Raw genomic sequence first — 25,588 nt, 5'->3', positions numbered from 1 at the left:
TGCTGGGGCGCGGGTGAACGGGCAGGGCACTTCGCCGGTCCGGCCGGGGCCGGGCCGGGCAGCGCCTGTCACGTCCGCGCGACGCACACCTGAAGGAGCAGACCTCTGCCACTGAGCGGCGGCCCACGCCGCGCCTCGGCGAACAGCCCCGTACGGCGCAGTCCCGAGACCACGAGGACCACCAGCCCGAGCACGGCGAGCAGGCCGGCCGCGGCCAGCGGCAGGCGCTCGCGGGCGGGGGTGGACACGCAGAGCTCGCCGCCCATCCCCGAGACGACAGGGGCGGCGTGCTGCTGCCCGCCCACGTCCGCATGGCCCGCATCCATGGGCTTCATGGGCACGGTTCCGGGCGCCGGCTCCACCATCTCGCCGTGGCAACCCGCGGCTGCGTTCGCCGGAGCCCCGTGCATGGCGAAGAGGCCGAACAGGACGGCACACAGCACGAGCAGCCGGGACAGCCCCGCCCCACGCGTCCGTCCGCGGTCCATGGCTTTCCTCGGCCTTCCCTCGCTCGTACGAGTCCTTGCGCTCGGGCCCGACGATACCCCCACCGGGTTTGTGCGGGACACTCCCCACCCGGGTGTGCGCGAATGGTGTTTCACCACACCCGCTCGGGCTCCGCAGGGTGTGTGCTTCACCGAAGTAGCCAGGTCAGTGGTGGAATTTGGGCTGGTCCGCCACAAGGGTGAGCTATGTTTTGAGCACACATGGCACGAGAAGGAGGCCCGCCGGTGTCATCGGGGCAGCAGGTACGCGCCCAGTCGGCCGCGATCACGCCGAGCGGGGAGCCCTCGGACCATGAGCGCGCCCCGGCGGACCGGGTCCGCGCACTGTTCGACGGCCACCGCCTCTCCCCCGGGCAGCGGCGCATCGCCCAGTACCTCATCGATCACCTCACCGACGCCGCCTTCCTGTCGATCACCGAGCTCGCGGAGCGGGTCGGGGTGAGCCAGCCGTCCGTGACCCGCTTCGCCTCTTCCCTCGGCTACAGCGGCTATCCCGCACTGCGGGAAGTGCTCCAGCCGATCGCCCTGAGCGCGGTCGCGGGCACCCCCGAGGGCCGCGAGGAGAGCCGTCACAACGAGCTCCAGGCGGCGGTCGACGCCGAGATCGAGAACCTGGAGAACGTGCGGCGCCTGGTCGCCAACACCACCCAGCTCCTGGAGATCGGCCGCGAGCTGGCCCTCTCGGTGCCGCTGACGGTCCTCGGCCTGAGGATCTCCGTGTCCCTCGCGGAGTACTTCGCGTACGCGGCCCGTCGCATCCACCCCGATGTGCGGCTGGTGACGCGAGGCGGCAGCGTCGCCTACGACGCGCTGCTGCAGTCCCGCTCGGCGGGCGGGACCTGGGTGCTCGCCTTCGCGATGCCCCGGCACGCCAAGGAGACCCTCTCCGCGATGCGGGCGGCCCGCAGCGCGGGGCTGCGCGTCGCGCTGGTCACGGACACCACGCTGGGCCCGCTCGTCGACGAGGCCGATGTGGCGCTGACCGCCGGCACCGGCTCACGGCTGGTGTTCGACTCGTACGCGGCGCCGGGCGTGCTCGCCGCCGCCATCCTCCAGGCGATGGCCGACGCCGATCCCGAGCGGACGCAGGCTCGGCTCGAAGAGTACGAACAGGCCGCCGACAAGCACGGCTTCTTCCTCTAGCACCCCGGTCGGCCCGCCCTTCCGTTTCTTCCCCCCGGGCCCGATTCGCCCAGGTCACTGCGCAAGATCTTCACACCCTGGGGGCGCATGAATTTTTTCATACCCTTGTGTACTCAACGGTATATATGTTTACTGAGCCGTGGCGGCCGCCGATCTCTTCCTGCCAAGGAGAGCGACCCCACCCAGTCCCTCTGAACGGACGACCAGCGTGACGCTCTCCCCCTCCTCCTCACGTCGCGCTGGATGTCCGATCCAGGCTGTTGGATCCGGTGGCACGCCCGTGGCGGCCTCGGCTAACCCCTGAGCCGGGGCCGCCCCCCTCTCTCGATCAGAGTTCGACAACCATCGGAAGCGACGAGAATGTCCCCTACGGCCCCCACCACCACGCTCAGCCCGGACTGGCCCTGCCAGGTCAAATCGCCGGGAAGTCGTGACTGGGAACGCACCGCCACCCGTTGGCTGCGCGACCTGCTGCCGGCCCGCTACGCCGGCTACTCACCCCTCATCCGCCACCACGTCCTGCTCGCGCGGCACGCCCAGATCCAGGTGCAGCACGAGATACGCGCGGTGCGCGTCGCCCTCCAGACCAGCCGCGCCGAACTGCCCACCCTCGGTGTGGCCCCGGCCGTCATCGAGAACACCATCCGGATGTACGCGATGGAGCTCGAACAGCTGGGCCGCCTGGCCCGGGGCGTCCGGCTCGTCATGGAGGCACTCATGGACGACGGCGCCCCGGCGCGCAGGACACACGTACCGCGGAGGTGACTCCGGGGCCTACACCGGCTCCGGCAGATCCAGCCGCGTGAAGTGTTCGGGCGTGAGCGCGCGCAGGAAGTCCGCCGCGTCGAAGGCCGCCCCGGCGGCGACCACGCCCGTCGCGCGGGAGCGTCCGTCGAGGATGCGCGCGAGGGCCTCGACGACGAGTGGCGCCGTGACCGCGTAGATGTCACGGCCGCCCGCGACCGCCCGGCGCGTCTCGCCGCCTCTGCGGACGGCCGCCTCGACGAGGAAGGTCTGCGCGGAGCGTCCGCTGCTGTCGGCGGGGACGGGTTCGGGCGTGGTCGCATCCCGTACGTCCCGCAGCGGCGCGAGGTTCATGACGGCACGCACCTCGGGCGTGCGCACATGGCGCGAGATGGTCACCTGGTCGGCCGTCGCGAACGGGGCGGCGCCCTGCGTCCCGAACGGCTCGGGGAACTCCCACGGGAATTCCTGCGGCGTGTAGTCGAATGGCCTCAACTTGCCGTCGGTGTAAGCGAGTTGCTGCCCGGCGTTGCTCTTGCCGGTGAGCCGGCTGCCAAGGGTGGGCAGCCAGCTGTCGAGGGCGTACGCGAGGACCACCTCGTCCACCTCCGTCCAGTCACCCAGCGCCGCCGTGGCCAGCAGATCGCCGACCGCACCGTAGAACGCGACCGAGGGGGCGAGGACGATGCCCGCCTCCTTCGCCCGCGCGTCGTACGTGTCGAACAGCGCCGCCGTGACGGCCTGTTCGGCGGCGACGTCCAGGTAGGGAAGGCGGGCGCGCAGTGCCGCCTGAGCAACGGGGAGCGCGGTCGCGAGGAACGGCCCCGCACAGTTGACGACCGCCGACGCGCCCTCCAGAGCGCGGTCGAGGGACGCCGCGTCCCCCGTCGACGCGACGCGCACCGGCGCGTCGGGGGCGAGCTCGCCGAGCCCGTCGAGCTTCGCCCGGTCGCGGCCGACGAGCACGACGCGCGCACCGCGGTTCAGGAGCTCCCGCACGACGAAGCGGCCCGTGTGGCCCGCGGCGCCGACGACGGCGACGGGCCGCTCGTCGGGCCAGGTAACGGTGTGCGGAACAGACAGGGGGGAAAGGGCGGAACTCATCGTTGGCTCCCGGTTTCTGCAGGTGGTATGTGGTGTGACGCCATAGTGCTGGCTCCGGACCCCCATGCACCAGCGGCCGGAACGACGAGGGGCGTACAGTTTCGGACATGAGTACTTCTGTGACTTCGGACGGCCGGACCGTGGCGCTCGCCGTCGCCGAGGGGAGCATGCTCTTCGAGGCCGCGGCGGCCTGTGAGGTGTTCGGCACCGACCACTCCGAGCTGGTGGATCCCTGGTACTCGTTCCGCGTGTGCGGCTCGCGGCAGGCTCGTGTCGGGGGCTGGCTCCGTGCCGACACCACCCACAGTCTGGACGCCCTCGTCTCCGCGCACACGGTGATCGTCCCGGCGCAGGACGACATCGAGGGCGACCCGCCGGGTGAGCTGATCGACGCGGTCCGCGCCGCGCACGCGGCCGGCGCCCGGATGGTCTCGCTCTGCACCGGGGCGTTCGTGCTGGCCGCGGCGGGGCTCCTGGACGGCCGCCGCGCCACCACGCACTGGGCCCACGCAGAGCTGCTCGCGGCGCGGTATCCGAGGGTGACGGTCGATGCCGGGGTGCTCTTCACCGACGAGACCGACGTGCTCACCTCGGCGGGCAAGGCCGCCGGGATGGACCTCTGCCTGCACATCGTCCGCACCGACCACGGCGCGACGGTGGCCAACGCGCTGGCCCGACACCTCGTCGTACCGCCGCACCGGGACGGAGGCCAGGCCCAGTTCATCCCCGCGCCGGTGACCCACGGGCGCGACCACCCGCTCGCCGACCTGCTGCCCTGGGCCCTCGACCGCCTCGACCAGCCGCTCACGGTGGAGGATCTGGCCCGGCAGGCGGCCATGAGCAGCCGCAACCTGGCCCGGCACTTCCATGCCGTCACCGGGACCTCGCCGCTGCGCTGGCTGCTGAGCCAGCGCGTACGCCTTGCGCAGGAACTCCTGGAGTCGGGCGACGACAGCGTCGAGCACATCGCGGCGCGCACGGGTATGGGGACGTCCGCGACCCTGCGCCGCCACTTCGCCCGCGTCACGGGCCTGCCGCCCGAGGCGTACCGGCGCACTTTCGGCATGCGCTGACATCCCCTCGGGCCGGGCACCGGACCGAGGGGATGCCGGGTTCAGAGGACGAACACGCTCCGGCTGCCGTTCGGGCGGTAGGTCTCGCCGGGATAGATCAACCAGGTGACCTGTCCGGTGCAGTTGGGGCCGGAGTGCACCTCGGCGACCGCGTCCGTGTGGTTGGTCACCACAGGTGGCGCGAAGTCCCCGAGGGGGAAGCAGCCGCTCGGATGCTCATGGGCCACACCGTCGATGATCAATACCCCCTCGGCCGCATACGCGGAATTCGCGGCCGCGAGCGCGAGTGTCGCGGCCGCCGCGCACACACCGAGCGCCGTCATCGTGCGTCGCACCATGCACTTGTCCCTTCCGTCACCGCGGGCCGCACCCTCAAACGACCCACTGGTGCGACTCACCGTATGCACATGACTACGTGTCGTCACAGGCGTACGGAGGTGAATCCCGCACCCGTCAACACGCCCCTTACGCCGACGAACCCGGCCCTCCGGGGCGGGCCACACCCAGAATGCGATCTACGGGGGTGCGTGCGAGCGTGGAGATGGCTCTACCTCCGACCTGCCCAGCAGGGGGCGACCACCATGAGCAAGAAGCAGACCCGCCAGAACCGGGGAGCACGCACCGGCGGCCATGACCGGAGCGCCACCTCCGAGACCACGGAGCAGGTGAAGACCCCTGCCGCGCCGGAAACGACGCACACCACGCCAGAGGTCTCCCACAAGCAGCCGCGGAAGTTCGGCCACAACTAGCCGCGCACAGCGCCACGTCCAGCCGCCGGATCCGCCTTGTTCCTCAACTGGGCGACGGATCCGGCGTGCTTCACAACTGGGCGACGGACCCGGCGTGCTTCACAAGGTGTGTGTCACAACTGGGCGCCCGAACAGGCGCGTTGGCGTCTTCTACCGCGTCTTCATGCCGGTCGGGACACCTTCCTGGCCGCCCGCCACTCCGGCGCGAGTACTGCCCAGATCTCCTCGTCGTGCCGGGCGCCGTGGTACAGGTAGCTCTCCCGCAGCACGCCTTCCTTCGTCATGCCCAGGCGCCGGGCCACTGCAATGCTCGGTTCGTTGGCTGCCGAGACCCACCACTCCACGCGGTGGATGCCGCGCTCCTCCACGGCCCAGTCGATGATCGCGCGCACGGCGCGGGTCACCAGTCCCTTGCCCACTGCCGACGGCTCCAGCCAGCAGCCCGCCTCGGCGATGCCCTGCGCGGTGTCGAGCCTGCGGAACAGCACGGCGCCGACGAGTCTGCCGTCGGCCCGGATGCCGCAGAGCCGCCCGGTGTCGGCCGCCGTCCTGTCCGCGTACGTCTGGAGGAACGCCCGGCTCGACTCCAGGTCGGTCACGACGTCGGGCAGCCCGTTGTACCGCCCGATGAACTCCCGCCCTCGATCCACATGGTTCAGGAACTCCTCGGCCTGCCAGGGTTCGAGCGGGCGCAGCTCGGCGCCGTCCTCGCCCAGGGCTATCGCGTACATCCACACCCTCCACGGTCTCGACGTGCGCCCACAGCGCCGTCGGCCAGACCCTACGGTCACTGCGTAGTTGCGCGCGCCTCGCGAGAACACGACATCACCTTGCGCCCCCATGGGTGGTGTCGCGGAGCTGCCAGAAGCTGCTTTCCCTTCCTGCTGGAGTAGTGGCCACACCTACCCCTGGCCATGCCATGTGGTGCCTCCACACACAGGACGGGAGCCATGTCCTCCACCGCCGTCACCACGTCCGACGAAGTCTCCGCACCACCGACTCGATCGGCACTCTTGTCCTGGCTGGCCGTACTGTCGGTGATGTTGGGGATCTTCTCTATCGTCACCACTGAGATCCTTCCCATCGGCCTGCTGACGTCGATCGGATCGAGTTTCACCGTCTCGGACGGCATGGCCGGCCTGATGATGACCATGCCGGGCTTCCTGGCCGCGCTTTCGGCGCCGCTGGTCACCGTGGCGACCGGGCGCATCGACCGTCGGCTGATGCTGGGCGCGTTCGTCCTCCTGCTGGCGCTGGCCAACTTCCTTGCCGCGATGGCGTCGAGCTACTGGCTGGTCCTGGTCTCTCGCGTGATGGTCGGGATCACCATCGGTGGGTTCTGGTCCATCGGCGCCGGTCTGGCCGGCCGTCTGGTGCCGGCGGAGTCGGCGGCCCGCGCCACTTCGGTGATCTTCGCGGCGGTCCCCCTCGGCTCGGTGCTCGGAGTGCCGCTGGGCACGTTGATCGGCGACCTCGCGGGCTGGCGGACGGCGTTCCTCGCCATGGGGCTCTTCACCGTCGGGGTGCTTGTGCTGCTGCTCGTGGTGATCCCTCCGCTCCCTGCCGGGCGGACGACCCGGCTGCATGTGCTCGGCGGCATGTTCCGGAACGTCAACACCCGGTTCGCGCTGGGGACTACGTTCCTCGTCGTCCTCGCACACTTCGGCACCTACACCTATGTGGCGCCCTTCCTGGAGCGGGTGACACATGTGGGCTCCGGCCACATCACGGTCTTCTTGCTCATCTACGGAGTTGCGGGCATCGCCGGCAACTTCCTCGGCGGGTCGTCAGTCGCACGTCGTCCGCGAGCCACCTTCGCGACGGCCGCCGCGATGATCGCCGGAGCGACCCTGCTGCTCCCGGTGCTCGGCCGGTGGGAGCTGGGCGCGGTGGCTCTGCTGATCGTGTGGGGCGTCGGCTACGGTGCCGTGCCCGTCTGCTCGCAGACCTGGTTCTCGAAGGCCTCCCCCGAGGCGCCGGAGGCGTCCTCAGTCCTGTTCACCGCGTCGTTCCAGGCCACGTTCGCCACCGGGGCGCTGGTCGGCGGCGTCGTCGTCGACCGTTTCTCGGCTTCGACGGTCATGACGACGGGGGGCGTGGCGGCCGTGCTGACGGTGCTCGTGGTGTGGGCTCACCACATGAGGAAGGTCTCGTGGCCGGAGCCCCGATAGAGGCACCCGTCAAGCCCAATGCCCTTGGCTGCGGCCCGAGTTGACGGGTGCGGCTGCAAGTCGTCCGTCAGGACAGGTCCGAGCGGCCCAGCCATGCGGGCTTCACGGGGACGCCGTCCGGATACCGCGGTTCCGGCGGAGCGGTCGGCATCGGGGGTATCCGGGGCGGCACCGCGTCGGCGGGTTCCGGCTGTGGTTCGGGCTCGCGTTTCGGTACGGGCGCGGCGGTGTCGTCCAGCAGCTCGGCGACGGTGAACCGGGCGCTGTAGGACTGCCAGGAGCCGTCGATGACCAGCACGAAGCCGTCGCCGGCCCGGAAGAGCCGGCGCCGCTTCGGGTTCCGTGGATGCTCGGGCGTGAAGCGCCGGGCCCGGCCCTCCAACTCCGCGAGGGCTTCGTCGCGCGAGCCCTCCACATGCGTCAGCACGTACGCCTCCACATGCTTGCGATCCCCCGTACCCACCGTCATCTCGACGATCAGCCCCCATGTCGGCACGAGCCACTCCTTCCCTTCCCGGTCCGTCGCCGCCGCGGCCGTCGCGGCCCAGTCGCTCTCGGAACCCCTCGGCACCCTCAGAACTCGGAGTTGGCAACCCAGCGCGCGAGCAGGTCGTCGTCGCCAGACGTCTCGAAGGCGTCCGAGGTCCGGTCGAGGCGGCCGTACATGAGCAGGAGCAGATCTGCGGCGGCCCCCTCGACGCTGGCGTCCGCCGGGTGCGCGGCCTCGGCGTCCGCGGGGGCGAGCCCGAAGCCGTCGGGGCGCAGCCGCACCAGCCAGTCGCCGGCCCGGTCGGTGCAGCGGAAGCGAACGGTTTCGTCCTGGCCACGCAGGTGCGCGGTCTTGGGCGCGAAGGACGCGGCGAACGGCAGATTGACCAGGAACTCGTCCACCCCGTCGGCCGCGAGAGCCGGGTCGATGACGGGCCGCAGGCCCACGGCGAGTTCCGCGTCGACACGGTGCACCAGCGTCTCGAACAGCATCCGCCGCATCCAGAACCGGGCATGGGGATCGGCGCCCCACACCCACATCGGGGCATCCGGGTCGGTGTCGGCGAACGCTCGGGCCGCCACCTGCGAGCTCGCCGTCAGCCAGCCGGGGTAGCCGGCGTCGTCGGCCGGCAGGTCCAGTTGCGTGTCGCGGGTGAGAGGCCGTTCCTGGACGCGCTGCCGCAGCAGCCCGGAGAACATGCGCTGCACGCTTCCGGTGTGCCTGATCAGGTCGACGAGCGTCCAGCCGGGGCAGCTCGGCACCGGCGTCGTCAGGTCCGCCGGCTCGACGACCGCCACGAACCTGGCGGTCTCCGTCATCACCGCCTCGCGGTGGGCCGCGGGCGAGGAAACCCAGCGCGAGTCGAGTGACCTGTCCCTGTCCATGCCGCTGTCCATGTGGCTGCACCTTTTCCCTTGTGGTTCCACGGTCCGACAGCCCGGGTCGCCTCCCGGGTCCCGGAGGCTCTTGCGCGGACTGTCGGAGCCCAGTCTGCTCCGCAGCCGGAGTCCCTGCGGACTCGGGTCACCTCTGGGGCGGTGTGGTCGCGGCACACTCGGCCAGGCGTCCTGCGTGTGAACGGCGGTGCGGTGTATTCAGGAGTGATGGATCTTCAGGCACTGCGCGCGGCCCGGCCCCGCTCCCCGGCGACGCGTCACGCCCTCTTCTCGGTGCCGTTCACGATGATCGCGGTCGTCACGGTGGGGGACGTCCTCGCCCCGCCCGACGTGCACCTCGGCCCGTTCCTGGCCGCGGCTCCCGCCGTCACGGCCTCGTTCGCCGGGCCCCGGGCCACCGGGTTCGTCGGAGCGGTCGCCGTCGCGGCGCAGGTGATCGTCGCGATGGTGCGTGGCAGTGTCACCGACCTCAACCACACCTTCCAGATCATCACGCTGCTTCTGATCTCGGTGTTCGTGACGCTGTTCGCCCATTTGCGCGAGGTCCACGAGAAGGAGCTGGTGCAGTTGCGCTCGGTCGCCGAGGCCGCGCAGCAGGTCGTGCTGCGGCCCCTGCGCGAGCGCCTCGGGCCGCTGCGCATCGCGAGCGTGTACCTGGCCGCGGCGGCCGACGCGCAGATCGGCGGCGACCTGTACGCCGCCGCCCGCACCGCCCACGGCACCCGGCTCATCATCGGCGACGTACGGGGCAAGGGGCTTGAGGCGGTCGGGGACGCGGCTCTCGTCCTCGGCGCGTTCCGGGCCGCCGCCCACCAGGAGGCCGACCTCCCTGGGCTCGTCGACTACCTCGAACGGGCGGTCGCGCCGGACCTGGACCAAGCCCCTGGAGTCGGCCTCGACACCACCGGCCTCGACACCGACACCGACCCGCAGTCCCACTCCCCCTCCGAAGAACACAGCGAGGCGTTCATCACCGCGGCCCTGCTCGACATCCCCGACCTCGGCCAGGGCCTCCAGCTCGTGAACTGCGGCCATCCCCCGCCGCTCCTCCTGCGCGGCAACCGCGTCATCCCCCTGGAGGTGGACCAGCCGGCGCCGCCGCTGGGCCTGTCCGACCTCGCAGAGTCCCAACTCGCCGCGCAGGGCTTCCCGTTCGAGGCCGGCGACATTCTGCTCCTCTACACCGACGGCGTCCTCGAAGCCCGCGACGAGGCGGGCGCGTTCTACCCGCTCGCGGAACGCGCGGCCGCGTGGCACGGCACCGGACCCCGCGCCCTGCTGAGCCACCTCCGCGACGACCTCCTCGCCCACACACCCACCCGGACCCTGGGCGACGACGCCGCGATGGTGGCCATCGAACGGCTCCGTTCACCTGCCGAGCGGAGTGCGCCCCACCCGTAGGGACTCGATGATGGAGAAACCTGTGCACTGTACGCATCCGAGAGGCGGGACCAGGCCATGCCGCAGGAACCAGCGGGCGAGCGGGCCTGGTCCGGGCGTAAGGGCGCGCGGGCCTTCGCGGCGGTGGACGCGGCGACCGACTGGCTGCTCGGCCATCCCTTCGTGTTCCGGGCGCTGGCCGAGAACGGTCCGGCGGGCGGGACGCTGCTGGATTTCAGCTGCGGGCCGGGGCGCGTCGCCGACCATGCCGCCCGGCAGCTCGGCATGCGGATCGTCGGCGTGGACGCCTCCCCGGAGATGCTCGTCCTGGCCCGCCAACAGGACACCCCCGGGGCCGAGTACCACCTGGTCACGGACGGCCGGGCGGACGAGCTGCCCGATGCCTGCGCGGATGCCGCGATGTGCAACCACGTCCTGGCGTCGCTGCCCGACGAGCGGACCGTCCTCGGCGTGTTCGGCGAGATCCACCGGCTGCTGCGGCCCGGAGCCCCGCTCGTCCTGCTGACCACGGACCCCGCGGGCAGCGGCATCGAGTACGCCTCCTTGCGGGTCGGCGAGTCCGGCGTCAGCTACCACCCCGGGCAGCCCATGACCGTACGGCTGCGCCGCTCCGACGGCACCTGGCAGACCATGCCGAACCACGCGTGGCCCCCCGCCGCGATGTGCGTCCTCCTGGAACGCGCGGGGTTCACCACCACCGTGCAGCACCATCCGACGCCGAAGGAGGCGGAAGGCGTCGCGGACCCGGATCATGCGCGCAGCCGCGACTGGGCGGCCGAACGCCGGCTTCCGCCGCTCGTGGTGACGGTCGCCACCAGGGCCTGAGCCGGGCCGCCTCCCACTCCTCAGAGATTGCCGTCCAGGAATTCCCTCAACGCGGGCCCGTCCATCGGGCCGGTCTCCGTGGCCGTCGCCTCGCCGCCCTTGAGCAGAACGACGGTGGGCGCACCGGTGACTCCGTACCGCTGCACGGGCCCCGGGCAGCGCGTCATGTCGACCTTGACGGCGGTCAGGCGCCCCGCGTACTCCTCGGCGGCCTCGCCCACGACCTCGTCCATCGCCTTGCACGCCTTGACGGCCTTGGGCCAGGTCCCGCAGAAGTACGCGAGCACCGGGCCGTCGGTCATGCCGAGGATGAAGTCGAACTCCTGGTTCTCCAGTGGTTGGTGGACCCTGCGGGCCATGGCACTCCTCGTGTTCCGCGCAGTACTCCGGTCGGTACTGCGATCAGCACCGGCATCGGTACCGCGGCACCCATCATCACCCGCGCAACCCCGCGCCCTGCCCAGCGCCCCGTCGGCAGGCGACGGCCCGGCACCCGCTCCTACACATCCCACCTGCGGCGATGAACACGTTCCGCTTGCGTATTGAGCAGGTCATGGAACGGTGACGACCCTGGCGGAGACCCACGTTCCCGTACTAAGAAGTGTGATCACAGAGACCGCGTTTGACGGTCCACAGTCATATATGGGGGAAACAGTGAGCAGTTTCGGCGTGCGGCGGACCGCGTACGGTGCGATCGGTCTGGCGGTCACCGGGGCACTGGCCCTGACCGGCTGCCAGAACGGCGACGACAACGGCGCGAGCAAAAACGCGTCCACCCCTCCCGCCACCGGGTCCACCGCCCCCACCCACTCCGCACCGCCCAACGCACCCGCTCCGGCCGGTGGCGGCGGCACGGCGAAGGCGGGGCAGAGCTTCAAGATCGGCGAGGCGGCGCAGATACCGTTCAGCTACGGATCCACCACCAAGGGCACGATCGCACTCACCGTCACCTCGATCGACCAGGGGCAGCCCGGCGACCTGGCCCCGCTCAAGATGGGCGACCAGGTGAAGGGGAAGGTCCCCTACTACATCCGGTACTCGATCAAGAACACCGGCACCACGGACCTTGCCTATGCGTCGGTGGGCCACATCAAGGGGCTCCTCGGGGACGGCACCGAGGCGCAGGACCTGATGGTCATCGGTACGTTCGACAAGTGCCCCAGCGACTCGCTGCCGAAGGGCTTCACCAACGGCCACACCCAGACCGGCTGCGCGGTCGCCCTGGCGCCGTCGACCGCGACGAAGGTCGCCTCGGCCGAGTACTGGGGCGACCCGTACACCCTCGGCCAGGGCATCTACTGGAAGTAACGCACGCCAGGCCCTTTTCATGGGGCTGTGCCCCACACCGGTCCTGTCCGGTGTGGGGCACAGCCCTATGTGGTCCGTATGCGGTGTGCAGATGGTCCGTGCCGGCCGCCGGGAGATTCGGCCACCGGCACAGTTCCGGTCGGTTGCCCGGCGAGGCGCCCCGCCGGACGGGCGCGCGGGCGGATACTGGCGGCATTTCCGTACGCCGCGCGTCCGAGGAGCCGGTCATGGCCCTGCCTCCCCCGCCCTGCCCGCATCCGCCCGGAGCCCTCGCCCGCCGTTCGGTACTGCTCGCCACGGCGGCCTGGTGTGTGAGTGCCGCCGCTTGCTCGGGCGGGGCGAAGACGTCGTCGGCCGCCTCCACCAGTTCGCCCGCGACCGGCTCGCACACGCCGTCCGCCGCCATCTCGCCCGCGTCCGGCTCACCGTCCGTCTCCGAGAGCCGCGGCGCCGGGCTGCCCCGGGCCGTCCCGTGGCGGCCGGGGCCCGGGGAGATCGAGCCCGCGGCCAAGCTCGCCGCCGTCGAGCTGGTCGAGGCGCTGGGTACGTGGCCTGCCGGGCAGGGCAGCGGGCAAGCGGCGGCAGGGCGGGCCGCCGCCCTGGGCATCTCGACCTCGTCGGCATCTCAACTGGCCGCCCAGGCAGGGTCGTTGATGCCGTCCGGGGATGCGGCGGTCGTGCGGGTGATCGACGCCCAGTACGGCGGGATCCTGTCCGACACGGCGAGCGTTCTGGTCGTGTGCGACCAGCCCACCCTGACCGGTACCACCGTCCGGTCCGGCGGAACCACGGTCGACGTACGGCTCAGCCGCGGCTCAGCCGGCTGGCGCGTCACCGCCCTGCACCCCGCCACGCCCGGCCCGGCCAAGGCGCTGGACCCGGCGGCGAGGGAGGTGCTCGGTCAGTCCCGGATCGAGCTGCCGCCCGCCTCGGCCGCCGACATTCGCAGCGGTGCCGTGCACGACAGCGTGCTGCGCGCGATGCTCCAACTCGCGGGCGCCTACCGGCTGTCGGTCAGCGTCGTACGCTCCGGGCACCCACTGGACGTGTTCGGCACCGATCGCCCCAGCGACCATCCACTGGGCCGGGCCTTCGACGTGTGGCGCATCGACGGCCACCCCGTCGTCGATCCGGCGACCTCCCGCACCCTGATCACCGCCTTCATGCGGGCCGCGGCGGCGGCCGGTTCGTACAACGTCGGCGGCCCCGTGCAGCTGGCGGGCGGCGACACGGCGAACCAGTTCTTCTCGGACGACACCCATCACGACCACGTCCATGTGGGCTTCACTGCCTGACGCGGCCGTCTCACGGGACCGGGACCGCGGTTCCCCGTCATGGGCCGAAGGACCATGTGGCCACGGGGGCGGCCGTATGGCTGACGGGGACGGTGTGGGTGACCCACATGGGTCCGACACCCATATGGAGAAGGAAAGTCGTGGGCTCGGCAAGGTAGTTGGGGATCTCGCCGCGCAGCGCGAGGCCGCTCTGGAGCCGGGTGCTGGGAGCCACGGCCAGGGTGGCGCCCCCGAAGGCGGCAGTGACGGAGCGGTGGACGTGGCCTGCGAGGACCCGCACGACCTGTGGATGCCGTCCGGCCACTTCGGCCAGGCGCTCACCGTCGGCCAGCCGCATCCCGTCCAGGAAGGGGATCCCGACCGGGATCGGCGGATGGTGCAGGCAGACCAGCGCCGGGACGTCGGGTCGGCGAGCAAGTGCCTCGTCCAGCCAGGTCAGTTGGGCCGACCCCAGGTGGCCACCGGGTGATCCGGGCACCTTGGAGTCCAGCACGACGACGGTGAAGGCGGGGTGCTCCACCACGTAGTGCGTGTCGTGCGCCTCGCCCAGGAACGCGGTGCCGCCGAAGGCGTCCCGCAGGGCCTCCGGGTCATCGTGATTGCCCGCGACGAGATACAGCGGCAACGGGAACCCGCCGATGACTTCCCGCAGGACCCCGTACTCCTCCGGACGGCCCCGGTCGACGAGATCGCCCGTGATGACCACGGCGTCCGGCTGCGGATCGAGAGCGAGGGCGCGGCCGAGGGCACGGCTCAGCGCCTCGGCCGGGGCGCCGCCCAGCGCGCCGGCCGTGATGTGCGGATCACTGAGATGAGCGATGGCCGGGGTCATCCCCGCACGGTTCACCATCTGGGCCCCGGCCACAACCGATCACGCTCAGGGCGAAAGCCCGCGCCCCTTGCGGGCCTTCACCCCCGAACAGTCGGCCCTGTTCACCCCGCGGTGCGGTCGCGGTTGCCCCGGCGTGGTTCACCCACGCCTACTTCGCGGCGAACAACGACCGCAGGTACTTGCCGTTGACCAGCGTCGCCACGGCGATCAACAGGACGCCGCAGACGGCCTGTTCGGCCTTCATCCACACCGGGAACGCGCCCGGGAGCGCGATGATCGCCGCGATGGCCACGATCATGACGCCGGAGATGACCCTGAGCCGGCGATACGCCGAGCGCGAGCCGCGCGCCGCGCGCACGGCACACAGGTAAGTGACCAACGCACTGGCGACGACGATGGCTCCGCGCACCCATACGGCCGCGTTCACGTCCGCGGAGTCGTTGCGCAGGAGCACGATGGCCACCAGCGTGAGCACGCTGATGCCTAGGTACCCCCCGACGAGAAGCTTCGTGCTGCGGAAGGCCGCCAGGCTGCGCGGATGGTCGAGGTGTTCCGCGGAAACGGGGGCGGCTGCGGTGTGCGAGCTCCGGGCGGCGTTCATGACGGTCCCTTCTCTGTCGATGGCTGGTCCCTGGTGTTGTGTGGCGGCCGGGCTACAGGTGCCGCGCCTTCGCGGTACGGCATGCGCGCCCTCCCACCGTCAATCCCAGGGTCCATGCCGCCCGCCGCCCATCCATCGCCCCCGCGAACGAAGCCCGGCCGGCGCGGCCTCAGGGACCGGTGAGGGCCACCCCGTAAGGGAGCCCGGACCCGGCCCCTGCATCAGGGAGCCGGCGGGGCGGCGCGGGATCGGTATGACTGTTTCCCTCCTGGGGGTGACCGCGGGGCCCATTCCCCCTGATTCATGATCCGTGCCCGTTAGAAAGGGCCCGTCCTGTTGACCAACAGATGGGCTGTTCCCACATGTTGAAGACCGCTCTGCGCGTCCTCGCCGCCACATCCCTGGCCGCCGCCTCGCTGACCGTCGCCGCTCCCGCCGACGCGACCGTCCAGCGCGCCACGACAGCACGGTCCCAAGGCCCCGACACCGGACCCTGTGGGCCGGTCGGGCAGTTCCGTTCCTCGGACTGGTGGCGCACCACCACCTCCCCGTCCATCGCCCCGGCCATCCGGCATGCGGCGGCGGACGAGAACTGGCAGTGGCGCGACGACGTCAACACCCTCTGGCGGGGCGACACCCGGGACAACGTGCAGCAGCTCTTCGACGACGGCTTCACTCCGCGAGGCGAGACGGTCACCCCGCTCGCCGAGTACATCGTCAAGGGCGGTGGCCAGAACACCGCGCATGTCAGCACGAGTTGCGAGAAGTGGGTGGCGCAGAAGTTCGCCACATATGGCGCGGCGAAGTCAGGTTGGGTCTACGAGATCGAGGCCCCGGGCGGCGTCGACGTGAACGCCACCGCCCACCTCAACGGGTACCAGTCCCCGTACCTGTGGAACAAGGAGATCGACTTTCCCGGCGGAATCCAGGGGCGTTACATCAAGGAAGCCTGCAAGTACCGGCTTCTGAAGACCGATCCGAACACCAAGGTCAACACATACGAGAACCTGGGCTGCCAGACCAACCGCCAGTTCGCACCCGCCTTGGCTGCCGCACTCTGAGCACGCCGATGGTGTGCCGGGCCATCACCCGGCAGAACTCCTGAACACCCCGGCCGGGTGGCGGGCGCGAAGCCCGCCGCCCCTCGGACATCACGCTTCCGGCTTGCGGGCCAAGAGGCAGGCGTGGCGCCTCTTCACCCGGCCGTCCGGCTCCTGCTCCATGCGCGCGGTGACGTTGAACCCGGCTCCACGCAGCAGCTCAGCCGTACGGTCCAGTGGCAGGAAGTAGGACTCGTACGACACCGGTCGGTCGTAGGCCTGCGTCGGACACATGTGCTCGTTGGCGCCTGTGTAGTCCCCCCACATGAGATGGCCGCCGGGTGCGAGGGTGCGGTGGAACTCGGCGAACACCGACGGCAGCCGCTCGGGCGGTGTGTGATGTGTGGAGTAGTAGGCGAGGATCCCCCCGAGCTCGTTGTCGGAGATGTCCAGCGCGGTCATCGAGCCCTCCATGAACCGCAGCTCCGGATGGGCCTCCCGGGCCAGCTCGACCATCCTCGGCGACAGGTCCACCCCGAACGCGGAGAGCCCGAGCAGGGTCAGATGCGCCGTCACCCGGCCGGGCCCGCACCCCAGGTCCGCGACGGGACCGCGACCGGCGTCCCGCACGAGCTCGGCGAACGCCGTCAGCATCGCGCGCGACAGCGGGTCCAGCTCGGCCGGGGTGATGACGCGCTCGACGTAGACGTCGGCGACGCTGTCGTACGACTCCCGGACGGCGGCGAGGTAGGCAGGCTCGGTCATCGGGCGACTCTAGCCGACGGCGATGCGGGACCGGTCGGCGAGCACTGGACCCGGGCTTCGCCGGCGTGGCGACCGAAGCGACGAGCCCGTCGCGAGCGCCTGCTCGACAATCCGGGCGGCGCGGTCGACGACTACCGGGCCGCGGAACCGACCAGCTCCGCGACCGTCACCAACGCGGTTCTGGCACGCCGCTGCCGCGCACGACGGCGGCGCGTGCCGGGACGTGTATGCGGGGCACACACATAGGGGCGGATTTACGTGGTGTCAGGTCATCGCCACGGTCAGCAGGAACGCCGAGTCCTCCAGCGCCTCTACGGTGTGCGCCGTGCCGGGCACCGCCAGCAGGTCGCCGTCCCGGCCCTCCCAGGTGTCCGCGCCTGCGACGAGCCGGATCCGGCCCGACCACACCAGGAGCGTCGCCTCTCCCCCGAGCCCGTGTTCGCCGAGCGTGTTGCCCGCGGTCAGAGCCATGACGGTCTGCCGCAGTACACGCTCGTGGCCGCCGATCACGGTGGACGCGCTGCGCCCGGCCCCGGCTTCCCGGGCCGCCTTCAGCTGAGCGCGGGCGATTGCTTCCAGGGAGAACTTCTCCATGCCTTGCTCTCACTTCCTTGTGCGAAGGGTGCCGCTTGTGAGGGGTGCCGCGCCACGGAGGTGCGCACCAGGCCGACCCTGGCAGAACCGTGGTCGGCGGCACCCCGGGACGCGCCGGAAGGCGGCTCGGGGTGCCGCCACCGGGGGCGTGCCTGCCGCCCGCCCGACGCGTCCCGTCCTCGTGCGATCATCGGCCGTCGTGATGGTCGGGGAGGGCCGGATGCTGTCGGCTCTGGTGACGAACGGGGAGGTCGGATGCTGCTGACGCTGACCGGCGGCGCGGGCGCGGGCAAGACGACGCTGGCCGCGGCGCTGGCACAGACCGCGCCCCGCGCTCCCGTACGGGTCCTGCACGGCGACGACTACTACTTCTCCACCCCGGACCGCGGGGTGTGGGCACCCGACGAGGCGGGGACGCCGCGCCTGGACGTCGGCGATCCCCGCTCGATGGACGCCGAGCGTCTCGGCCGCGACGCCGACGCCGCCCTGGCAACCGCCGCATACGTCATCGTCGACGGCATGTTTGCCCACCACATAGCCCCGGAGCCCCCACACGTCCGCTTCGATGTGTTCGTCGACCTGCCGGCCGACCTCCGCCTGGCGCGCAAGATCCGGCGCAAATGCCTGAGTGAGGGCTTCCCCCTCGACGTGCTCCTGCGGAACTACATCGAGCGCCGCCGGGACGCCCACGCACGCCACGTCGAGCCGCTGCGCCACTCCTGCGACCTGGTCGTCGACGCCACCCTGGATCCACCTGCCCTGGCCCGGGAAGTGTGGTCAGCCATCACCAAGAGGGCTGCCGTCCATGGCTGTTGACCCGTCAGTGGGTCTGCTGCACGCCGAGGCCACGTACCAGCGTCGCGGCCGTGCTCGCGATCACCGCGTTGTCCGCGGCGGCGTCGGCGGTCGTGTGGTTGGTGTAGATCGCGATGATCACCGGGTGACCCGACTTCGGCCAGGCGACGGCGATGTCGTTGGCGGAGCCATAGGCGTCGCTGGTGCCGGTCTTGTCGCCGACGGCCCAGTCCTTGGGCAGCCCGGCGCGGATGCGCTCGTCGCCCGTGACGGTGGCGCGGAGCCAGCCGTTCAACCGGTCCCGGTCCGCGGGCACCAGGCCGCTGCCGAGTGAGGTCCTGGCGAGGTTGCGGCCCATGGCCGCGGGGGTCGTGGTGTCGCGCCGCTCGCCCGGCTTCCAGACGTTCAAGTCGGGTTCCCAGCGATCCAGTCGGGAGACCGGGTCACCGAGGGACCGGTAGTAGTGGGTCAGCCCCTGGGGGCCGCCGATGCGGCCGAGCAGCAGGTTGCCCGCCGTGTTGTCGCTTCGCGTGATGGCCGCACGACAGAGTTCGGCCACCGTCATTCCCTTGTCGCCCTGGCCCGCGGTGGCCGGGGAATTGGGAACCTCGTCGCTCTTCTTCCAGTGGATGACCTTGTCCATCAGTCCCGGCTCCGAGCGCCGAGCCTTGTCGAGGACGGCGGCGCACACCATGGCCTTGAACGTGGACAGGGAAGGGAACTTCTCGTTGCCCCGGTAGGTGACGGTCCCTCCGGTGGCGGTGTCGAGGGCGTACGCGCCGATCCGTACGTGGTGTGTCCGCTCAAGGCGGCTCAGCTCGTCCGCCACGTCATGTGCGCCGCCCACATGGAGTGGCGCCAACGTCGACGGGGTTGTGATGGAAGTCCGGTCCTGCGCCTCGGCCGCCCGCGCCGTGGACGCGGTACCGGTCGTGAGGACCGCGAGGGCGAGCAGCGCGGCAGGCCACTTCGTACGGGAATGCGCACGGGAGCGGTTCAAGGAGGCAAGTCGTGTCGTTTTGTCTCGCATGGCTCCAGCAGAACAGGCGCGGACCGCCGCCGTCCAAGAGGCTTCGCGCGAAGACATCTATAGCGATCTGCCTATGGCGGCTGTTGAGGGCGGTCGCGGGGCGGATGCCCAAGCTCTCGAACACGGAGAGGAATCATCCCCGGCGAGGAGCTCGCAAGAGGGCCGAACGGGACAGCCGTGGTGCCGTATTGGTCATTGACCACCCGGATACATCAATGATCCGTTGGATTTACTGACAAGTTGGCGAACGTTCACTCTGTGGCCTCCTAGAGTCTGAGTTCTCTTCCCGTACGCACACGTACGGACTCGTACGCACACAGGGAGCGGAGCCATGGATTCGTTACGTCACCTCACTGCCCATCTGGGGCTCGACCTCACCGCCATCTGCCTGCTCACGTTCGCGATCTACTATCCGAGGCACCGGCGGCGCGACCTCGTGCCGGCGTATCTCGCCCTGAACGTGGCCCTGTTCACCATCGTCGCGGCGCTCGCCGAAGTGGGCGGCAGCGGCGGGATGGCGCTCGGCTTCGGGCTGTTCGGCGTCCTCTCGATCATCCGGCTGCGCTCCGACGCGGTCCAACACGAGGAAGTGGCCTACTACTTCACCACGCTCGTCCTCGGCCTCATCTGCGGTCTGCCGCACCTCAGGTTCACCCTGGCCGCCGCGTTGAGCGCCGTTCTGCTGCTTGTCGTCTACGCGGCCGACCACCCGCGTCTGTTCGCCCGCGCCCGGCGCACCGTCATCACCCTCGACACCGTCCACACCGATCCCGCCGCCCTGCGGGCCGACTTGGCGCGGCGCCTGGGCGAGCCCCTCCACTGGACGGTGATGGAGATCGACTTCGTACGGGATCTGATGGTCGTCGACGTCCGCTACCGCGAACCCGAACCGCGGCCGAGCGGGCAGCAGACCAGTCCTGTCGAGGCCCTGCGTCCGACCGCGAGCGCACTGGACGCCGCATGACCATCCAGACGACGGCGGCGCCGGCGGCCGCGGAAGCCGTACGGGCCATCGACGAGGCGGCGCACGGAGCCGATCCGATCTCGCTGGCCGAGCTGAATGAGCGGTCCTCGCTGCTCACCCGGTTCGACCGCAGCTACCTCGTGCCCGCCGACACGTTCCTGCGGGTGGTGGGCCGGCTCACCGAGGCCCGCCAACCCGACGGGGCGTTCCGGGCGCTGGCCATCGACGGCCGCCGCGCCTTCCGCTACCACTCGGTCTACTACGACACCCCGGGGCTGCGCTCCTTCCACGACCACCGTCAGGGTCGCCGCCTGCGCTTCAAGATCCGTGAACGCGTCTACGAGGACAGCGGAGAGCGGCAGTTCGAGATCAAGCTCAAGGGTGGCCGCGGCGACACCGTCAAACACCGCTGCCCCCTGACCGGCACGGACAGCCCGCTCGACACCGCGCGGCAGGCGTTCCTCGCCGACACGCTCAAGCACGCCTACGCGATCGACGCCCCCACCGCGCTGCGGCCCTCCCTGTCCACCGACTATCTCCGGACCACCTTCGTGGCCGACGGGCAGCGCATCACATGCGATGCGGGGCTCGTCTGCGTCGATCTGCGCACCCATCACAGGGTGCGCAGCAACAGTGGTCTCGTCCTCGTCGAGACGAAGTCGGCCGAGCATCTCACCGAGGCGGACCGGCTGTTGCACGCCCACCGGGTACGGCCCGCCGTGTTCACCAAGTACTGCGGCGCGTTCGCCGTGCTGCGTCCCACGCTGCCCGCCAACCGGTGGCGGCGCGCCGCCCGCCAGGCGTTCGGCCCGCTGCCCGGTTGACGGCCCATATGGCTGAAAGCCATACCGCGCGCTCGCCGGGTGGGGTCACCACGTCACCGGCTCGCCGCGCCAGGGCAACTTCGGGCACTTCTGCCCGCAACCGCGCCAGCCGTATGGTGAGCCGTCACATGTGTCCGGACAGAGGGGTACTGATGGTGCGTAGGACCAGGATCATCCGAGGGACCACCGCGGCCGCGGTCGCCCTGCTGCTGTCCGCCGGGCTCGGCCCGGCAGCGTTCGCCGCGGGCTCCCCGCCCACCCCCAACCCGGACGCGGCCGCTCTGGGCGCCTACTGGACCCCGGCCCGCATGACGGCCGCACTGCCCGACGACACAAGCCGGAGTGGTTCCCTGGGGGCCCGCACCACATCGCCCACCGTCGACGGGCCCCGGCCCGGCGAGTTCATCCCGCCGAGCAAGAGCTTCGACGGCATCCCGCAGGCCGGCACCTTCTTCTGGACCGACGCCTCCGGTACGGGCCGCACGTGCAGCGGTTCTGTGGTGCGCAGCCCCGGCCACGATCTGGTCCTCAGCGCCGGGCACTGTCTGAAGGGGTACTCCGGCACCTCTCCCAAGCGTCATCTGGGCTTCGTGCCGCAGTACCACGACGGGCTCACGCCGTTCGGCATCTTCCCCGTCAAGGACAACGGCGTGTACGTCTCACAGGAGTACTACGACCGGGGTGAACACGCGGGCGCCGCCTATGACTTCGGGTTCGCGGTCACCGAGCCCAACCAGGACGGGAAGCGGCTCCAGGACGCGGCCGGGGCGGTCCAGCTGCTCGTCGAGTCGGGGTACTCGCACGCCCCGGTGCGGATGATCGGCTACCCCGGCGGCGCGCAGAAGCCGCTGGAGTGCCTGAGCTGGACCACCAAGTGGGTCAGCGACGACCCGGCCGACCCGGGCACCTTCGACCGCATCGCCTGCGACGGCTTCGTGGGCGGGACCAGTGGCGGCCCGATGCTGGTGGCGTGGCCCGGCGGCTGGGCGGTGATCGGGGTCATCGGCGGCTACCACACCGGCGGGAACACCCCGCAGGTCTCCTACAGCGCGTACTTCGGCGCCGCCACCCGGGCCCTGTACAACGCCGCGACCACCGGCGCCCCGCCGGCGGGGCCAGCCTCCTGATGACCGTGGTGATCGCCCTGCGCGAGGTGCGCGACGGCGACCTGCCCGCCTTCTGGGGGCAGCTCTCCGATCCACAGGCGCAGCAGGTGGCCGCGGTCACCAGGGAGTACAACTACGACCGGAAGCAGTTCGACGCCCACTGGGCGCGGGTTCGTGGCGATGCTTCGGTGACGATGCGCACGGTGCTCGCCGACGGTGTGGTGGTCGGCCATGCCGCCCTCTTCGGTCCGCCGGGCGAGCGCGAGGTCACGTACTGGATCGACCGGGCGCACTGGGGCCGCGGCATCGCCACCGCGGCCCTGGCGCAGCTGGTCGGCCTCGAAAGCGGCCGCCCGCTGTTCGCGCACGCGGCGGCCGACAACGCCGGCTCGATCCGCGTCCTGGAAAAGTGCGGCTTCGTCGTCACGGGGCACGGCCGGGGTTTCGCGTTCGCCCGTGGCCAGGACATCGACGAAGTGCTGCTCACCCTCGAATAGGCCCTCGGGTTCCGGGTTGTGCAGGTCAGTTGTCGTGCTGAGCAGCGGGGAAGCGCTCGCTCTGCCACACGTCGCCCGCCGCGGTCACCACCAAGGCTTCGTATGCGCTGTGGGCCCGGATCCAGGTCCGGGCGGGCGCGTCCCCCATGGCGAAGAGGGCGGTGGCGTATGCATCGACGTCGGTGAGGTGGCGTCCGGTGACGGTGACCGACGCGAGGCCCATGGCGGGCTGCCCGGTGTGTGGGTCGAGGATGTGGTGGCCGCGTTCGGCGGTGCCCGACGTGGCGACGGCGAGGTCTCGGCCGGTGACGACGGTCAGGAGATGGCCGGGGCGCAAGGGGTGCGCGATGCCGACGCGCCAGGCGCTGCCGGGGGCCGACTCGCCCCTGAGCTGGAGGTCGCCGCCACCGTTGACGCACGTGTTCCGGGCCCCGGCGTCGTACAGGATCTGCGAGGCGCGTTGGGTGGCCCAGCCCTTGACCAGCCCGGAGGGGTCGAGCCGGCCGCCAGGGGTGTGGCTGAACCAGCCGTCTGTCGTCGCGGCTGCACTCTCGCAGAGGGTGAGTACTTCGGCCACCTCGGGCGGGCAGTCACTCACGCCTATGTGGCCCCGCGCCATACGGCTGATCTCACTGTCGGGCCGGTAGGTGGAGAAGACGGCGTCCACGCGGTGCAGCCAGGCGACGGCCTCGGCGAGGGCGTCGCGGACCGCGGGGGTGGGCCGGTCGCGGATGTCGAAGGAGAAGACGGTGCCCATGACGTGTTCGGCATGGCGCAGGCCCACGGTCGCGCGGGACGGGTGCGGGCCTTCGGCCGGACCGGTTGAGTGCGACCCCTCAGCCGCGCCGGTGGTGTGCCGCCCCTCGGCCGCGCGGATGGTGTGCGCCCCTTCGCCCGCCCGGGCCACGTCACGCACCGGCCTTGTCCAATGCGCTCTGCAGGGACTGGATGTAGCCCTCGCTGGTGTAGCTCGCGCCCGACACGGCGTCGATCTGGGCGTTCTGCGCACCGAGTGCCTCCTCGGTCAGGCGGGGCACGGCCCGTGCGGCGATCTCCTGGTCGCGCCCGCTCTCGGAGGGCGCCTGGAGGACGTGGACGGCGGTGAGGCGCCCCTTGGCAAGGGTGACGGCCACCTGGACCGGCCCGTACCGGGTGTCGATGACGTCCCCGGTGAAGTCGCCGGTACGGGTGCCGGTGGCTGCCTGCCCCGGCGTCGAAGCGGCCGGCCGGGGCGCGGACACGACGGGCGGATGGCTCTGATGAGGCTTGAGGGACAGCAGCAGGACCACGCCCGCGGCGGTCGACAGGGTGGTGACGGCGACTCTGCGCACGGCGGGTCTCCTCGGACGGCTCGGGGCGCGCATCAGAACGCGAAGGACTCGTGGTGGATGCGGCGGCGATGCACGCCCGCGCCGCGCAGGGCGTCCAGCGCCGCGTCGGTCATGCCGGGCGGTCCGCACAGGTACACGTCCCGGTCCCGCAGGTCGGGCACGTACTGGAGCAGTGCCGCGGCCGTCAGCGGCAGGCGGTGCGCGGCCGGTTCGTCGACCGAGTACAGGACGCGGGCGCCGCCGGCCGCGGCCAGGGCGTCGAGTTCACCGCGCAGCGCGAGGTCCTCGGGGCGGCGGGCCCAGTAGATGAGGGTGATGTCGCCGGGCAGGCTCTCCAGGAGCGTGCGCAGCGGGGTGATGCCGACGCCGCCTCCCAGGAGCAGGGTCTTGGTCGTGGTGCGGCGGGCCGCGGTGAAGCCGCCGTAGGGGCCTTCGGCCCACACGCGGGTGCCGGGGGCCAGTCGGGCGACGGCGGCGCTGTGGGTGCCGACGGCCTTCACGGTGATGCGCAGGAAGCGGTGGTGGGCGGGGGCGGAGAGCGAGTACGGGTTGGCGGCCCACCACAGGCCCGGGGTGAGGAAGCGCCAGCGGAAGAACTGGCCTGCCTGTGCGCCGAGTTCGTCGAGGTGCTCGCCGGTGAGGTGGACGGACACCACGCCGGGCGCCTCGCTGCGGACCTCGGCGACGCGCAGGCGGTGGCGCGTTCCGCGGCGGACGGGGACGACGAAGCGGTACCAGGCGAGCAGTGCGGCGATGCCGAGGTACATCGCGTACCAGGCCAGTTGGGCGGACCGGTTGCCGACGAAGTCGGCGCCGTTGGAGAGCTGGTGTCCGAAGACGAGGAAGACCGCGAGGTACGTCGCGAAGTGGAGGTAGTGCCAGGTCTCGTAGCTCAGCCTGCGGCGGGCGGCGCGCGCGGAGACGATGCCGGTGACCATGAGGAGCAGGAACCCGGCGGTGCCCTTCAGGAGGTCCGGATAGTGCAGCACGAGGGTGGTGGTCTGGTTCACCACGTTCGCGTGCGAGGTGACCGCGTAGCCCCAGATGATCAGCAGGGTGTGGGTGAGGGCGAGCGAGAGGGTGTAGCGGCCGCCCATGGCGTGCCAGCGGGCCAGGCGGTCGGTGCCCACACCCCGGTCCAGCACGGGGACACGGGCCATGAGGGCGAGCAGGACCGCGCAGGCGTATCCGGCGAGGAGGCCGGTGATGCGGCCCCCGTCGGTCAGCCATCGGCCCATGCCGACGACCGATGTGGTGTCGCTCCACCACATACCGAGGACCGCCGCGGCTCCGCTCCAGATGAGGATCTGGGCGACGACGGGTATCCAGGCGGTGCCGCGCGGTGCGGCGTGCGGGACGCGCGCGGCGGGCCGGCTGTCGTACATGCTGGCGGCCATGCGGCCCCCTTTCCGGGCGGCGGACCATGTGGTCCCGCGCCATGTGTGCGGTGCCCGGCCAGCCTCACACCGGCACTTCTGAGTTCCCTCTGAAAGGGCGGCCCGGA

Annotated in this window: 30 protein-coding genes; 15 read left to right on the top strand and 15 right to left on the bottom strand. The window is 71.2% G+C overall.

Features of this window, described 5'->3' with window-relative positions; genetic code table 11:
- Positions 1–68: 68 nt before the first annotated feature.
- Positions 69–488, bottom strand: a complete 420-nt coding sequence (locus tag OHA17_RS35650; RefSeq protein ID WP_406509924.1) for a hypothetical protein — start codon at positions 486–488, stop codon at positions 69–71.
- Between the two features lie 243 nt (positions 489–731).
- Here OHA17_RS35650 and OHA17_RS35645 point away from each other — a divergent pair, with 243 nt between their 5' ends.
- Both OHA17_RS35645 and OHA17_RS35640 read left to right on the top strand, forming a co-directional pair.
- Positions 732–1,649: a MurR/RpiR family transcriptional regulator gene (locus OHA17_RS35645; RefSeq protein ID WP_053726824.1), complete on the top strand. Its 918-nt coding sequence runs from the start codon at positions 732–734 to the stop codon at positions 1,647–1,649.
- Positions 1,650–2,009: 360 nt separating this feature from the next.
- Positions 2,010–2,414, top strand: coding sequence for a hypothetical protein (locus OHA17_RS35640; protein WP_398875273.1), 405 nt, complete (start codon positions 2,010–2,012; stop codon positions 2,412–2,414).
- A gap of 9 nt (positions 2,415–2,423) precedes the next feature.
- Here the strand turns inward: OHA17_RS35640 and OHA17_RS35635 are convergent, their stop codons facing one another.
- On the bottom strand, positions 2,424–3,497 hold the full coding sequence (locus OHA17_RS35635; protein ID WP_406509923.1) for a saccharopine dehydrogenase family protein: 1,074 nt from the start codon (positions 3,495–3,497) through the stop codon (positions 2,424–2,426).
- Positions 3,498–3,604: 107 nt separating this feature from the next.
- Between OHA17_RS35635 and OHA17_RS35630 the strand changes: the two genes are divergently transcribed.
- Positions 3,605–4,570, top strand: a complete 966-nt coding sequence (locus OHA17_RS35630) for a helix-turn-helix domain-containing protein (protein ID WP_406509922.1) — start codon at positions 3,605–3,607, stop codon at positions 4,568–4,570.
- Positions 4,571–4,611: 41 nt separating this feature from the next.
- Here OHA17_RS35630 and OHA17_RS35625 read toward each other — a convergent pair whose 3' ends face one another.
- Entirely contained in the window at positions 4,612–4,908 is a 297-nt protein-coding gene (locus tag OHA17_RS35625) for a hypothetical protein (protein ID WP_406509921.1), read from the bottom strand.
- Positions 4,909–5,151: 243 nt separating this feature from the next.
- Here OHA17_RS35625 and OHA17_RS35620 point away from each other — a divergent pair, with 243 nt between their 5' ends.
- On the top strand, positions 5,152–5,319 hold the full coding sequence (locus tag OHA17_RS35620) for a hypothetical protein (protein ID WP_398875265.1): 168 nt from the start codon (positions 5,152–5,154) through the stop codon (positions 5,317–5,319).
- 161 nt (positions 5,320–5,480) lie between these two features.
- Here the strand turns inward: OHA17_RS35620 and OHA17_RS35615 are convergent, their stop codons facing one another.
- Positions 5,481–6,050: a GNAT family N-acetyltransferase gene (locus tag OHA17_RS35615; RefSeq protein ID WP_406509920.1), complete on the bottom strand. Its 570-nt coding sequence runs from the start codon at positions 6,048–6,050 to the stop codon at positions 5,481–5,483.
- A gap of 219 nt (positions 6,051–6,269) precedes the next feature.
- Between OHA17_RS35615 and OHA17_RS35610 the strand changes: the two genes are divergently transcribed.
- The gene (locus tag OHA17_RS35610) at positions 6,270–7,490 is read left to right on the top strand and encodes an MFS transporter (RefSeq protein ID WP_406509919.1); all 1,221 of its coding nucleotides are present in this window, start codon (positions 6,270–6,272) and stop codon (positions 7,488–7,490) included.
- Positions 7,491–7,557: 67 nt separating this feature from the next.
- Here the strand turns inward: OHA17_RS35610 and OHA17_RS35605 are convergent, their stop codons facing one another.
- On the bottom strand, positions 7,558–7,986 hold the full coding sequence (locus OHA17_RS35605; protein ID WP_234392131.1) for a hypothetical protein: 429 nt from the start codon (positions 7,984–7,986) through the stop codon (positions 7,558–7,560).
- 77 nt (positions 7,987–8,063) lie between these two features.
- On the bottom strand, positions 8,064–8,876 hold the full coding sequence (locus tag OHA17_RS35600) for a maleylpyruvate isomerase family mycothiol-dependent enzyme (protein ID WP_406509918.1): 813 nt from the start codon (positions 8,874–8,876) through the stop codon (positions 8,064–8,066).
- A 207-nt stretch (positions 8,877–9,083) separates the two neighbouring features.
- On the opposite strand from OHA17_RS35600, the gene OHA17_RS35595 reads away from it, so the two are divergent.
- Entirely contained in the window at positions 9,084–10,277 is a 1,194-nt protein-coding gene (locus tag OHA17_RS35595) for a PP2C family protein-serine/threonine phosphatase (RefSeq protein WP_406509917.1), read from the top strand.
- Between the two features lie 57 nt (positions 10,278–10,334).
- Positions 10,335–11,102, top strand: coding sequence for a class I SAM-dependent methyltransferase (locus tag OHA17_RS35590; protein ID WP_406509916.1), 768 nt, complete (start codon positions 10,335–10,337; stop codon positions 11,100–11,102).
- A 20-nt stretch (positions 11,103–11,122) separates the two neighbouring features.
- Here OHA17_RS35590 and OHA17_RS35585 read toward each other — a convergent pair whose 3' ends face one another.
- Complete coding sequence (locus tag OHA17_RS35585) at positions 11,123–11,461, bottom strand: co-chaperone YbbN (protein ID WP_053726815.1); 339 nt, start codon at positions 11,459–11,461, stop codon at positions 11,123–11,125.
- A gap of 295 nt (positions 11,462–11,756) precedes the next feature.
- Between OHA17_RS35585 and OHA17_RS35580 the strand changes: the two genes are divergently transcribed.
- A complete protein-coding gene (locus OHA17_RS35580; protein ID WP_406509915.1) occupies positions 11,757–12,410 on the top strand; it encodes a hypothetical protein in 654 nt (217 codons plus the stop codon).
- A gap of 227 nt (positions 12,411–12,637) precedes the next feature.
- The gene (locus OHA17_RS35575) at positions 12,638–13,705 is read left to right on the top strand and encodes a hypothetical protein (protein WP_406509914.1); all 1,068 of its coding nucleotides are present in this window, start codon (positions 12,638–12,640) and stop codon (positions 13,703–13,705) included.
- A gap of 37 nt (positions 13,706–13,742) precedes the next feature.
- Here OHA17_RS35575 and OHA17_RS35570 read toward each other — a convergent pair whose 3' ends face one another.
- Together OHA17_RS35570 and OHA17_RS35565 are read right to left on the bottom strand one after the other, a co-directional pair.
- Positions 13,743–14,537, bottom strand: coding sequence for a phosphodiesterase (locus OHA17_RS35570; RefSeq protein WP_406509913.1), 795 nt, complete (start codon positions 14,535–14,537; stop codon positions 13,743–13,745).
- A 148-nt stretch (positions 14,538–14,685) separates the two neighbouring features.
- On the bottom strand, positions 14,686–15,138 hold the full coding sequence (locus tag OHA17_RS35565; protein ID WP_406509912.1) for a hypothetical protein: 453 nt from the start codon (positions 15,136–15,138) through the stop codon (positions 14,686–14,688).
- A gap of 362 nt (positions 15,139–15,500) precedes the next feature.
- On the opposite strand from OHA17_RS35565, the gene OHA17_RS35560 reads away from it, so the two are divergent.
- Positions 15,501–16,199, top strand: a complete 699-nt coding sequence (locus tag OHA17_RS35560; RefSeq protein WP_406509911.1) for a hypothetical protein — start codon at positions 15,501–15,503, stop codon at positions 16,197–16,199.
- Between the two features lie 90 nt (positions 16,200–16,289).
- On the opposite strand, the gene OHA17_RS35555 is transcribed toward OHA17_RS35560, so the two are convergent.
- On the bottom strand, positions 16,290–16,943 hold the full coding sequence (locus OHA17_RS35555; protein WP_406509910.1) for a class I SAM-dependent methyltransferase: 654 nt from the start codon (positions 16,941–16,943) through the stop codon (positions 16,290–16,292).
- A 264-nt stretch (positions 16,944–17,207) separates the two neighbouring features.
- Entirely contained in the window at positions 17,208–17,537 is a 330-nt protein-coding gene (locus OHA17_RS35550) for a LuxR family transcriptional regulator (protein ID WP_398875236.1), read from the bottom strand.
- Between the two features lie 255 nt (positions 17,538–17,792).
- Here OHA17_RS35550 and OHA17_RS35545 point away from each other — a divergent pair, with 255 nt between their 5' ends.
- Entirely contained in the window at positions 17,793–18,353 is a 561-nt protein-coding gene (locus tag OHA17_RS35545; RefSeq protein ID WP_406509909.1) for a hypothetical protein, read from the top strand.
- Between the two features lie 4 nt (positions 18,354–18,357).
- On the opposite strand, the gene bla is transcribed toward OHA17_RS35545, so the two are convergent.
- Entirely contained in the window at positions 18,358–19,332 is a 975-nt protein-coding gene (bla, locus tag OHA17_RS35540) for a class A beta-lactamase (RefSeq protein WP_406509908.1), read from the bottom strand.
- A 361-nt stretch (positions 19,333–19,693) separates the two neighbouring features.
- Between bla and OHA17_RS35535 the strand changes: the two genes are divergently transcribed.
- The 4 genes from OHA17_RS35535 to OHA17_RS35520 all read left to right on the top strand — a co-directional run bounded on the left by OHA17_RS35535 (position 19,694) and on the right by OHA17_RS35520 (position 22,753).
- On the top strand, positions 19,694–20,326 hold the full coding sequence (locus OHA17_RS35535) for a DUF4956 domain-containing protein (protein ID WP_406509907.1): 633 nt from the start codon (positions 19,694–19,696) through the stop codon (positions 20,324–20,326).
- Positions 20,323–21,150, top strand: coding sequence for a polyphosphate polymerase domain-containing protein (locus OHA17_RS35530; protein WP_406509906.1), 828 nt, complete (start codon positions 20,323–20,325; stop codon positions 21,148–21,150). Before OHA17_RS35535 ends, OHA17_RS35530 begins: the two co-directional genes overlap by 4 nt.
- 152 nt (positions 21,151–21,302) lie before the next feature.
- Positions 21,303–22,277 (top strand): trypsin-like serine peptidase, encoded by a 975-nt coding sequence (locus OHA17_RS35525; RefSeq protein WP_406509905.1) that lies wholly within the window; start codon positions 21,303–21,305, stop codon positions 22,275–22,277.
- Positions 22,277–22,753: a GNAT family N-acetyltransferase gene (locus OHA17_RS35520; protein WP_406509904.1), complete on the top strand. Its 477-nt coding sequence runs from the start codon at positions 22,277–22,279 to the stop codon at positions 22,751–22,753. The genes OHA17_RS35525 and OHA17_RS35520 overlap by 1 nt, the downstream gene beginning before the upstream one ends.
- 25 nt (positions 22,754–22,778) lie before the next feature.
- Here the strand turns inward: OHA17_RS35520 and OHA17_RS35515 are convergent, their stop codons facing one another.
- From OHA17_RS35515 to OHA17_RS35505, 3 genes are all read right to left on the bottom strand, one after another.
- Positions 22,779–23,510, bottom strand: coding sequence for an FAD:protein FMN transferase (locus OHA17_RS35515; protein WP_406510901.1), 732 nt, complete (start codon positions 23,508–23,510; stop codon positions 22,779–22,781).
- Positions 23,511–23,661: 151 nt separating this feature from the next.
- Positions 23,662–24,084, bottom strand: a complete 423-nt coding sequence (locus tag OHA17_RS35510) for an FMN-binding protein (protein ID WP_406509903.1) — start codon at positions 24,082–24,084, stop codon at positions 23,662–23,664.
- A 32-nt stretch (positions 24,085–24,116) separates the two neighbouring features.
- Positions 24,117–25,481, bottom strand: coding sequence for a ferric reductase-like transmembrane domain-containing protein (locus OHA17_RS35505; protein ID WP_406509902.1), 1,365 nt, complete (start codon positions 25,479–25,481; stop codon positions 24,117–24,119).
- Positions 25,482–25,588 lie beyond the last annotated feature (107 nt).

This window comes from Streptomyces sp. NBC_00212 (assembly GCF_045206365.1).
Taxonomy (GTDB): Bacteria; Actinomycetota; Actinomycetes; order Streptomycetales; family Streptomycetaceae; genus Streptomyces.
This window is presented reverse-complemented; position numbering and strand designations above follow the sequence as displayed.

What these genes read in the sequence shown, in the direction of transcription:
- OHA17_RS35560 (WP_406509911.1), top strand. Translation starts at nt 15,501, where the DNA reads ATGTTGAAGACCGCTCTGCGCGTCCTCGCCGCCACATCCCTGGCCGCC.
- OHA17_RS35545 (WP_406509909.1), top strand. Translation starts at nt 17,793, where the DNA reads ATGCTGCTGACGCTGACCGGCGGCGCGGGCGCGGGCAAGACGACGCTG.
- OHA17_RS35635 (WP_406509923.1), bottom strand. Translation starts at nt 3,497, where the DNA reads ATGAGTTCCGCCCTTTCCCCCCTGTCTGTTCCGCACACCGTTACCTGG.
- OHA17_RS35575 (WP_406509914.1), top strand. Translation starts at nt 12,638, where the DNA reads ATGGCCCTGCCTCCCCCGCCCTGCCCGCATCCGCCCGGAGCCCTCGCC.
- OHA17_RS35600 (WP_406509918.1), bottom strand. Translation starts at nt 8,876, where the DNA reads ATGGACAGCGGCATGGACAGGGACAGGTCACTCGACTCGCGCTGGGTT.
- OHA17_RS35525 (WP_406509905.1), top strand. Translation starts at nt 21,303, where the DNA reads ATGGTGCGTAGGACCAGGATCATCCGAGGGACCACCGCGGCCGCGGTC.
- OHA17_RS35515 (WP_406510901.1), bottom strand. Translation starts at nt 23,510, where the DNA reads ATGGGCACCGTCTTCTCCTTCGACATCCGCGACCGGCCCACCCCCGCG.
- OHA17_RS35555 (WP_406509910.1), bottom strand. Translation starts at nt 16,943, where the DNA reads ATGACCGAGCCTGCCTACCTCGCCGCCGTCCGGGAGTCGTACGACAGC.
- OHA17_RS35590 (WP_406509916.1), top strand. Translation starts at nt 10,335, where the DNA reads ATGCCGCAGGAACCAGCGGGCGAGCGGGCCTGGTCCGGGCGTAAGGGC.
- OHA17_RS35505 (WP_406509902.1), bottom strand. Translation starts at nt 25,481, where the DNA reads ATGGCCGCCAGCATGTACGACAGCCGGCCCGCCGCGCGCGTCCCGCAC.
- OHA17_RS35625 (WP_406509921.1), bottom strand. Translation starts at nt 4,908, where the DNA reads ATGGTGCGACGCACGATGACGGCGCTCGGTGTGTGCGCGGCGGCCGCG.
- OHA17_RS35585 (WP_053726815.1), bottom strand. Translation starts at nt 11,461, where the DNA reads ATGGCCCGCAGGGTCCACCAACCACTGGAGAACCAGGAGTTCGACTTC.
- OHA17_RS35570 (WP_406509913.1), bottom strand. Translation starts at nt 14,537, where the DNA reads ATGACCCCGGCCATCGCTCATCTCAGTGATCCGCACATCACGGCCGGC.
- OHA17_RS35550 (WP_398875236.1), bottom strand. Translation starts at nt 17,537, where the DNA reads ATGGAGAAGTTCTCCCTGGAAGCAATCGCCCGCGCTCAGCTGAAGGCG.
- OHA17_RS35565 (WP_406509912.1), bottom strand. Translation starts at nt 15,138, where the DNA reads ATGAACGCCGCCCGGAGCTCGCACACCGCAGCCGCCCCCGTTTCCGCG.
- OHA17_RS35615 (WP_406509920.1), bottom strand. Translation starts at nt 6,050, where the DNA reads ATGTACGCGATAGCCCTGGGCGAGGACGGCGCCGAGCTGCGCCCGCTC.
- OHA17_RS35595 (WP_406509917.1), top strand. Translation starts at nt 9,084, where the DNA reads ATGGATCTTCAGGCACTGCGCGCGGCCCGGCCCCGCTCCCCGGCGACG.
- OHA17_RS35620 (WP_398875265.1), top strand. Translation starts at nt 5,152, where the DNA reads ATGAGCAAGAAGCAGACCCGCCAGAACCGGGGAGCACGCACCGGCGGC.
- OHA17_RS35520 (WP_406509904.1), top strand. Translation starts at nt 22,277, where the DNA reads ATGACCGTGGTGATCGCCCTGCGCGAGGTGCGCGACGGCGACCTGCCC.
- OHA17_RS35530 (WP_406509906.1), top strand. Translation starts at nt 20,323, where the DNA reads ATGACCATCCAGACGACGGCGGCGCCGGCGGCCGCGGAAGCCGTACGG.
- OHA17_RS35630 (WP_406509922.1), top strand. Translation starts at nt 3,605, where the DNA reads ATGAGTACTTCTGTGACTTCGGACGGCCGGACCGTGGCGCTCGCCGTC.
- OHA17_RS35650 (WP_406509924.1), bottom strand. Translation starts at nt 488, where the DNA reads ATGGACCGCGGACGGACGCGTGGGGCGGGGCTGTCCCGGCTGCTCGTG.
- OHA17_RS35535 (WP_406509907.1), top strand. Translation starts at nt 19,694, where the DNA reads ATGGATTCGTTACGTCACCTCACTGCCCATCTGGGGCTCGACCTCACC.
- OHA17_RS35640 (WP_398875273.1), top strand. Translation starts at nt 2,010, where the DNA reads ATGTCCCCTACGGCCCCCACCACCACGCTCAGCCCGGACTGGCCCTGC.
- OHA17_RS35610 (WP_406509919.1), top strand. Translation starts at nt 6,270, where the DNA reads ATGTCCTCCACCGCCGTCACCACGTCCGACGAAGTCTCCGCACCACCG.